The sequence below is a fragment of the Nocardia sp. NPDC057663 genome (genome assembly GCF_042799895.1).
Classification (GTDB): Bacteria; Actinomycetota; Actinomycetes; order Mycobacteriales; family Mycobacteriaceae; genus Nocardia.
Genome location: NZ_JBHVHX010000041.1, coordinates 1 through 8,945, shown reverse-complemented (window position 1 = coordinate 8,945; position 8,945 = coordinate 1). Strand labels below are relative to the sequence as shown.

General features: G+C 64.7%; 7 protein-coding genes and 1 pseudogene. 3 read left to right on the top strand and 5 right to left on the bottom strand.

Translation table 11 applies throughout. The annotated features are described in order from the left end of the window. Positions 1-640: WD40 repeat domain-containing protein (locus ACFVAV_RS35360; protein WP_379040050.1), on the top strand; the 640-nt coding region annotated here is incomplete at its 5' end. A 224-nt stretch (positions 641-864) separates the two neighbouring features. On the opposite strand, the pseudogene ACFVAV_RS35355 reads toward ACFVAV_RS35360, so the two are convergent. The 5 genes and pseudogenes from ACFVAV_RS35355 to ACFVAV_RS35335 form a co-directional block, all read right to left on the bottom strand. Further along, a pseudogene (locus tag ACFVAV_RS35355) lies at positions 865-1,011 on the bottom strand (dihydrofolate reductase); the annotation flags it as partial. Positions 1,012-1,290: 279 nt separating this feature from the next. Further along, entirely contained in the window at positions 1,291-1,989 is a 699-nt protein-coding gene (locus ACFVAV_RS35350; RefSeq protein ID WP_379040049.1) for a hypothetical protein, read from the bottom strand. Next, on the bottom strand, positions 1,971-2,135 hold the full coding sequence (locus ACFVAV_RS35345; RefSeq protein ID WP_379040048.1) for a hypothetical protein: 165 nt from the start codon (positions 2,133-2,135) through the stop codon (positions 1,971-1,973). The genes ACFVAV_RS35350 and ACFVAV_RS35345 overlap by 19 nt, the downstream gene beginning before the upstream one ends. A 734-nt stretch (positions 2,136-2,869) precedes the next feature. Beyond that, the gene (locus ACFVAV_RS35340; protein WP_379040047.1) at positions 2,870-3,487 is read right to left on the bottom strand and encodes a TetR/AcrR family transcriptional regulator; all 618 of its coding nucleotides are present in this window, start codon (positions 3,485-3,487) and stop codon (positions 2,870-2,872) included. Next, positions 3,484-4,566, bottom strand: coding sequence for a saccharopine dehydrogenase (locus ACFVAV_RS35335; RefSeq protein WP_379040045.1), 1,083 nt, complete (start codon positions 4,564-4,566; stop codon positions 3,484-3,486). The genes ACFVAV_RS35340 and ACFVAV_RS35335 overlap by 4 nt, the downstream gene beginning before the upstream one ends. A gap of 1,218 nt (positions 4,567-5,784) precedes the next feature. Between ACFVAV_RS35335 and ACFVAV_RS35330 the strand changes: the two genes are divergently transcribed. Both ACFVAV_RS35330 and ACFVAV_RS35325 read left to right on the top strand, forming a co-directional pair. Beyond that, complete coding sequence (locus ACFVAV_RS35330; RefSeq protein WP_379040044.1) at positions 5,785-6,177, top strand: hypothetical protein; 393 nt, start codon at positions 5,785-5,787, stop codon at positions 6,175-6,177. A 91-nt stretch (positions 6,178-6,268) separates the two neighbouring features. After that, positions 6,269-8,945, top strand: a 2,677-nt coding sequence (locus tag ACFVAV_RS35325; RefSeq protein WP_379040043.1) for a caspase family protein, incomplete at its 3' end; no start/stop codon positions are given.

The following is an 8,945-nucleotide window of genomic DNA, read 5'->3' as shown; positions in this document are numbered from 1 at the left end:
CGCGGTCGCAGCAGTGCCGTTACCCGACGGACGGACACTGCTCGCCACCGGCAGCCGCGACTGCACCGTGCGGTTGTGGGACCCGAGCACCAGCCGCCAGGTAGGGCAACCCCTCACCGGCCACACAAACTCGGTGTCCGCGGTCGCAGCAGTGCCGTTACCCGACGGACGGACACTGCTCGCCACCGGCAGCCGCGACTGCACCGTGCGGTTGTGGGACCCGAGCACCAGCCGCCAGGTAGGGCACCCCCTCACCGGCCACACAAACTCGGTGTCCGCGGTCGCAGCAGTGCCGTTACCCGACGGACGGACACTGCTCGCCACCGGCAGCAGCGACTGCACCGTGCGGTTGTGGGACCCGAGCACCGGTCACCCTGCCAGTGAACCCCTCACCGGCCACACTGGCTGGGTTACCGCAATCGCGGCGGAGTCGCTGCCGGACGGACGAACTCTGCTCGCCACCGGCAGTGGCGATGGCACCGTGCGGTTGTGGGAGCCGCTGTCCACTGGCGCCATTGATCTTGCGGTCGTCGGGGCTTCAGTCAGCGCGCTCACGGTCATCAGGGCGACATCAACCTCGCCAACCGGTCTTGCTGTCGCCGGAGCAGCTGGATTGTTGCTGCTCGGTCTCGAGCGATAATCGGAGACACATCTGAACGAACTCCGACGCCCGCACAAGCGCCGCGCACTCGGCTTCTGCGGGGGTGGGAGCATCGTCGGCGTGAAATCGAACACCGGAACCCGGCGTTCCGGCTGGTGGGAATAGCGAGAACACCGCCAACTATGGCTTGACCAGAATGCAATTGACCTGTATCAGATTGAGTCGCAACAGCTTCGCGATAGGTATTCGATCGCACTCGATCAGGCCGCCACCCGGTCGGACCACCACTGGAACAGCTCGTCGCTCGGCGACGAGTGCGGTCCCTCACCCCCACTCCAGCCGAGGTCGTCGCCGGGCGCGGCGATGTAGCCGTCCAGGGTCACATTCATGCCAAAAGTCAGTTTCCGCATGGCGTCAGCCTCCCGTGAGTCGATCTCACACGTCCAGACCGGCCCGGCGCAGAAAAATCATCGGTCAAGCCACACCGAGGGCCGATTCACCACCTTCGCCGAGTTCGAGGTCGATCTGCTGCGGATGCGCACCCGCCCGGTGGCCACGGCTACCCGAACACCACACAGGGACGTCACTTTTCACCGTAACGATCGCACCGATCCGCCCTTATGTGACGTCAGAATTCGCCGATAAGTGACGTCAGAGTTCGGATCTGGCCCAAATTTCGTGAAGCGAAATCACGTATTCGTCAGTTGCTCAGCAGGATTCGCTTCCGAATAGGGTCCGGCTTCGCACGTCCGAACATCTGCCGCTTCAACATCTTGATCCGGTTGGCATGGCCTTCGACCGTCGCGCTGCTCCGGCGGGTAGTGAGGCCAACGGTGACCGCGTCCTGATCTCTGCGCAAGCCGCGGACGAAGGAGTGCAAGACCGCATGATTTGTCGGAGTCGACGCTGGTCATCCATTGTTCGAATTCCCGGCCGCGGCGCTCGGTCATGGTCGTGGCGAACGCGCGGTCGTGGCCTGCAACCGATTCCAGCTCCGGGCTGGCGTCCAGGATCGCGTCGGGCCGACGCTGGTCGTCGGGGTCGATGTTGGCCGGATGGGTCATATTCCATGCCGTGACCTCTCGGACCGTCGGTGGTTTCGGTGGTGGTGCAGGGATGTGCGCGGTCGCCCTGAACGGCTGCAGGTAAGCGCGAACCATGCTGGCCCGGCCTCGGTATCCGCGTTCGCGGATCTCCTCGAAGAGCCTCGCGGCGTTGGTGCAGCCGTCGTTCCAGCGTTGATACAGGTAGGGTTTGAATTCGTCGAGCAGGCCGGTTCGGTAGCCGGTGCGGTTGTTGACCAGCAGCTCCTCCGGCGACTCGGCGCGGGCGAATCTGCGGACCGTGACGCGGGCCAGACCGAGCCGGGTCACGCCCTCGGCCAGCACCCATGAATCTGGGTGTAGCGCTCGCGGGTGCGGACCGCGGTGCGGTCCTGCCGCAGCGCCGGTTCGAGCGGGCCGCGATGCAAGCCGACCGCGACGTCGGCGATATCAGGAAGATTGATAGGCCACTCCCGCGCAAGCCCGGGCAAGCTACAAATGCTACAGAAACGGACGGCGAACAGCTGCCCGTCGTCGGTGTACCAGCCCACGTGGAACACCGACGACGCTCGCCGTCACGGCTTCATGAATGTCACGCCGCTGAACTCGTAGTTTGCTTGGTCAATGGCCGAAGCCAGTGTGGGATGCCAGGTGTCAGTGAGAGCAGTCCAGGAGTCATTGCAGTAGAACAGGTAGTAGTCATCGTCCCCGTCGACACCTGGCGGCGACGATCTCGCGGATGACGCTGCTACGTCGGATCCGGGCGCTGCCCGATCCGATCGGCCGATACCAAAGTGCCCGTAGTCAAAGGTGACTGGTCGCGAAAGTAAACCTCACGGCACCGGCTTGGTGGTTCGCGTCCATCGACGTTGTGACGATGGAGGTGACAGTCCGCTGCGCGATATTGCTGTGGGAGCAGGCCAGCCGCAACAGCACCTACTCGTTGCCGGCCGCCGGCGGTCTCGCAATCGGAGGGATGTTCTGGCTCCCTGTCACCGTCGTCGGGCTCCTCAGCTACCGCAAGTTCGTCCTCGGACTGGCCGCTCCGCTCATAGTCATCGCCACCGTTTTATGCAGATCGCGTAGAACGCCGACCTGTCCCCAACACCCCTGCGGGGAACAACGCACCGGTCACCGAAGCGGTGACGGCGGAACCGGCCGAGGTGATCGGCCAGCAGACGCGAACTGCAACGCGTCACACTGTTCATCCCACGCGAGATGACCATTATTGGTCCGGATGTGGGTCGAGTAGGGCGGTGGTGGTGGCGATGATCGCCAGGTCGGTGGTGTCGTCGGCGGTGGCGGCGATACCGGAACGGAACAAGGACGCGCCTTCGATGAGAATGGTGAATACGCGCGCGTTGACCCGGCAGGTCAGTTCGGGCAGTTCGGGATGTCTGGCGCGGATCACGGCAGCGACATGCGCCTCGTAGGTGCGGTAGAACGATTGCACGACCGCCGCGACCGCGTCGTCGCGGCCGGCCAGCGCCCACAGTTCGGCGTAGATGCGAACCAGGTCGTGGTCGTGTTGTTCGGCCAACAGCAGCCTGGGCAGCTCTTCGGCGGGGACGGCGGTGTCGGTGGCGGCCAGCAGCGGAGTGAGCCGTCGCAGCGAGCGTTGCAGGGTTCGGTCGAGTACGGCGGCGACAAGATCGGCGTGGTTGCGGAAGTAGTACTGCAGATGCCCCAGTCGCACCCCGGCGGCGGCGGCGACAGCGCGCATCGTCAATTCGGCGTGCCCGGATCGGACGAGGATCCCTTCGGCGATGTCGAGTAACTGCGCGCGGCGCTGCGCACCCTTGTCCGTGCCCGCCACGCGGCCGCCGGTGGCCTCCTCGTTCACGCGGTCCGGGCGCCGGTGTGCCCGGAGATCGTCAGGTCGACCCCGTGCGCGGCGAGGAAGGCAGGCACCGATGCAGGCGCCGGCGTCTGCTCGGGGAAGTTCACCCCGGAGTGTGTCGGGCCGCCATCGGCGCCGAGCGCACGCCGCAGAGCCGCCAGGGCACCGACCGCGGTGAGATGCGCCTGCCCTGCCCGATCGGTGACGGTGGCGGTGCGGGACTCACCACCGTGACCGACGTCGACGCGCACGTTCGCTGTTCCACCCTCGCCGGGCGAGTACAGCAGCGCCCGACGCATCCCGATGTAGCGGTCGCCGCGTCCCCACCGGAATACACCTAGATGTTTGGCCGCCAGCAGCGCCGATGTCGCAGCGGCGGAACTGAATCCGATGCGCGTGGCCGCCGTCGTGGCCCCCAGCGTCAAGGGAAAAGTGAACTGCTCGGGGGTATCGATCAGCGCCACCTTCGTACGGTGCCCACCGATCACCACCCGCTCGACCGCACTGAGCGGCATGACCATGTGCCGCTGCCCGTCGCGCACCACCTCGTAGTCGAGCCCGAGCCGATCCATGAACTCGACCGAGTCCGCGCCGGCCCGGTCCCGTAGATCCCACCGTATCGCCACCTCGGCCGTGTCCATTCCGCCGAGTTCGGCCGCGAGATTCGCGGCGACCAGACCGACGACCCCACCCATCCACGACGACGACAGCACCACCGGCGCACGCGGATCCAGCAACGCGGTGACTGTGACCGCACGCTGCACCCGGGCCGTCCATCGGGTGATATCCACATACGGGATACCCGCCGTCACCGCGGCACGCAACACCCGATCATCGGGATCGTTGACCAATCCGACCACCGCGCGCACTCGGGCGCGAAACCCGTCGGGGCTCCCCAGATCCCATACCCGCAGACCCGCACCGAGTTCATCTGCCAGCGTTCGACCACGCTCGATCGATCGGCCGGTCAGCATGATCGGGAACTCCGAGGCGGCTAGTCGTGCCACCTCGGCTCCGACCGTGCCGTAACCGCCGACGAGCAGTACAGGACCATCGCTGTCCAGTTCGAGAACATCACTCATATCCGTCAATATAGGTCACTCAACCTATAATTTCTAGGTCAATCGACCTAGAATGCTGAACATGACTGACTCATATTCGGGCTTGCCGGCGTGCTTGCATGCGGGCTCGTGGGCGGGCTCGCAGTCGGGCTCGCGACCGGGCGATTCTTCGTAGCGGTGCTTACATTCAAGATCACCACAGACTTCCCGGCCCGATCTGCCGCCTTCTTGTCTGGGCCCGCAACAGTGGCCCGCTCCGCGTTAACCCCACCGCCTACCAATTCCGGCACCAGACCTATCCGCAGTGGATCCTCCACCCCGACTCAGCAGACCCTGCCCCTACCGGCTGCGCCTCCCGGTAGACCGATCCCGGCGACAGGATGCGAGTTGGCGACCTGCGGATACATGGTTCTCGGCGAACGACTGGCGAGACCGGGGAACACCTGCCGGCAAACAGGCGCTCGGCTCTGAATTGCTCGCGGACCGCCGACGCGCTTGTGGCGTGGCTACTTCGGCTTCAGCGAAAACTCCGCGCCGGGTCAGCGGTACAGTAATTGGGCACTGAACCACAGGGCTGCTACCGCCGTCAGGACAGCCGCGATCGCCGCAACCCTGGTCCATCCGTCCCACCGAAGTACCGACGACAGGATTTGCCCATCACGGGGCACTGTTGGGGTTGCGGTGCTGATCCAGCCCCGGGAGCGGACGGCGGCGCGGAGACAGCGGCGGCTTCCGCCGGGAGTTCACCGGAGTTGCTGTTGTCAGTGCTCAAATCCCGCCGCCTACTGTCCAGGAGAACCCAGCAAGACCGCTGGTTGCCTAGCATCGCTCGCCGTATGGTTATGAACGCGCGCAACAGGGTAGTTGGTGTGCCGCGCCTAGCGCCTAACCCCGGTCTGGCCGCCGACAAGGAAGGTTAGGGCCACGGTGACGGTTGCTGACTGCACCTCTCCCGATCGCGCGCTAGGTCGTCCAACAGCTTTACCACCGAACCGCATCGAATCGCGGACCCGCAGACTCACACTCCCCACGATCCGCTCGACGCCAAATCCCCTCCATAGCGCCCTGGTGCCACGAAAGCCGCTCGGCACTGGTAATCGGCGATGATCCCGTCCAGCTGCCCCAGCTGTTGGCGATATCTTGGTTCATCGCGAAAGGTCCTGTGCCACTGACATTCTTCTGTAGTGCGGTAGTGACGTTCGTGCAATCATGATGCAACGTCATCGACTTGGGGGCCTTGTGGAGATCGTCGTCCGTATCGCGTCGGATGAAGTGCCGGTGGATCTCGCTTCACTGCGGAGCTGGCTGATCGAAGAGGATGATCTGCGCGGCAGAGTGCAGGTCGTCCCCACAGCTCCGGAACCCGGCAAGCTAGGTGGCCTGTCGGACGCTCTGGTCATCGCGGTGGGCACCGGTGGCGTCGCAACTGTCGCGATACAGGCGATAGCGAACACTGTCATCGCGTGGCTGCGGCTGCGCACAGGCGAGGTCACAGTGACCGTTGACAGAGCAGATGGGTCGTCGATGACCTATCACGCCACCAATGTTCGCGATCTCGCGCTGCAGGAGGCCGATGCAACCGCACAGGCGCTGGCGCGCGAACTCTCCGCAGACACCGATGAACAACAGTGAGCTGGGAACACAGCCTTCGGGGCTGAGCCTGAGTTCTCGCGGAACGCGGGTACTCGTCGTCGGTTCCGGCGAATATGTAGATGGATCACCGGTGCCAGCGGTCAAGTCCGCAGCTGCGTCCGCGAGGGACCTATCGGCGGCGCTGACGGCGCGCTGCGGGGTCCGCGACGAAAATCTGGTCACCCTGATCGATCCCGCGAACGCCGGGCCGGTCCTCGACACACTGTCGAACCTGGCCGACGAGGCCACCGACGTCATGCTGTTCTACTACGTCGGCCACGGCCTGCTCAGCGCGGACAACCAGCTCCACCTCACCACCCATGCCTCCGACCATCTGACCAAGCTTCGCCGAGGTTCAGTGCCATACCCGACGATTCGCCAGATCCTCGCCGAGTGCGGCGCGCGGTCAAAGGTGGTGATGTTGGACTGCTGCTTCGGTGGGCGAGCGCGCGGAGCTTTCGGTCCCGAAGCTGCTGGCGGGACATACCTTCTGACCGCCGCGTCGGCACGCCAGCAAGCGTTAGCACCGGAAAACGAGCTGCATACCGCGTTCACCGGGACGCTGATCCACCTGCTCAATACTGGCGATCCATCCGAGCCGGCCAACCTCACCCTCGACTCCGTCTTCCGCTACCTGAGCCGGAAGCTGCCCGCATGCGATGTCCCCGCCCCGCGCAGACACGCGAGCGGAACCGTGAACGAACTCGTTCTCGCCCACAATTCAGCTGGGCGTGTCGCCAACCCGACAGTTCGCGAGCCAGGACAAATCGACGGCCCCTGCCCGTATCGGGGGCTGGAAGCGTTCACCGCCGCCGATAGCCGCTACTTCTTCGGCCGCGCAGAACTCGTCGCCGACGTCCTCGATCAACTCGCCGATTTCGATACCAACCCCGGCCTTGTGATCACCACCGGGGTCTCCGGCATCGGTAAGTCTTCGTTCCTGCAAGCCGGGGTCCTGCCCGCGATCGCCCGAGGCAACCACGAAGTACCCGGATCAGGCGGTTGGACCCACCGGCTCCTGACACCGGGCCCGCATCCACTCGACCGCCTCGCTACCGAACTCGCCGACTACAGCACCCGAAGCGAGAATGAGATCCGCGAAGCGCTACGCGCCGAACCGGTAACTATCACATCGACACTGGATCGCCGAGACGAGCGTCCGGGCCCCAGCATCGCGCGGGCAGTGCTGGTCGTTGACCAATTCGAAGAAATCTTCACCAACTGCGACGATCCCACCGAGCGCGACGCCTTCGTGACCGCTCTGAGCACTCTGGCTGACACTGCGGCACTGGTCCTGGTTTGCTTGCGAGCCGACTTCTACACCCAATGCCTGGACTACCAGCCGCTGGTGGCCGCCCTCAACGACCGGCAGATCGTCATCGGACCGATGACCGAGAAACAGATTCGCGCCACCATCGAAGGCCCGGCGCTCGAGGCCGGCCTCAGCATCGAAGACGGGCTGACCGACCGGCTCCTCCACGACCAAAGCCTTGGCCGCGACCTCTCCCAGACCAGCCTGCCACTGCTGTCCTACGCACTCCAACTGACCTGGACCCACCGCAATGGATCCACACTCACCCTCGCCGGATACGAAGCCACCGGCGGGATCTGGCAAGCAGTCACCCGCCAAGCCGACTCCACCTTCGACAACCTCGACGACGACGGCAAGCGCGGAATGCAGACCCTGCTTACCCACATGGTCCACATCGGCACCCACACCGACGACACCCGCCGCCCCCTCAACATCGCAGCCCTGCTCGCCGCCAACGACGACACCACCACCGGGGTCATCGCCGCACGTGACGCGCTCGTCCGTCTCCGTCTGATCACTGTCGATGAAGAAGGGACCGCCCAACTCGCTCACGAAGCACTGCTCCGTGCCTGGGACAAACTCCAGAACTGGATCAACCGTGACCGCCAAGGCCTCCTCGGCCGTCAACAACTGACCGTTGACGCCGAGCACTGGGACCGGACAGGGCGCGACGAGTCCTTGCTCTATCGAGGTGCCCGCCTCGCCAGCATCGAAACACACACCACCATCACTGAAACAACCCAACCAGCGACAGATTTCCTTGCCGAGTCATTCACAGCACGCCAAAAAGCCCAGCGCAGAACAAACCTCACCCGCATCGCCTTCGCTTTGTTGCTCGTCGTGTCGGTCGCTGTCTCGATCACCGCGATCGTCGGATTTCAGAATGAGTCAGCCGCGAGAGCACGCGCCGACGAGAACGCCCGAACCATCCTCGCCACAAGCCTAATCACCCAATCTCGCGCGATGCTCGACGGCAGCTACCCAGGTGATGACATCCGAGCCTTCCAACAAATCCTTGCCGCACACGCCCTTGCACGTGGACCGCAAACTGAAGCCGCACTCGCCCACGCAATAGCGCTACGCAGTCGTCTGGTCAAAATGATCGGCTTGCCCAACCCGATGCAAGCGGTCTCCTTCAGCCCCGACGGCACCCGCGTGGCCAGCGCCAGCAGCAACACGATCCGCATCTGGGATCTACACTCCGGCCGACCCCTCGGCGAACCCTTCACCGGACACACCGACACGGTCTCTAGTGTGGCTTTCAGTCCCGACGGCACCCGCCTCGCCAGCTCCGGCGGCGACAACACCATCCGCATCTGGGACCCACGCACCGGCCAACCCATCGGCGAACCCCTCACCGGACACACTGAGAGTGTCTACAGTGTGGCGTTCAGCTCTGACGGCACCCGCCTCGCCAGCGCCAGCGACGACAACACCATCCGCATCTGGGACCCAC

Coding starts and splice junctions, on each gene's coding strand:
- ACFVAV_RS35335 (WP_379040045.1), bottom strand. CDS start 4,566: ATGAGTGATGTTCTCGAACTGGACAGCGATGGTCCTGTACTGCTCGTC.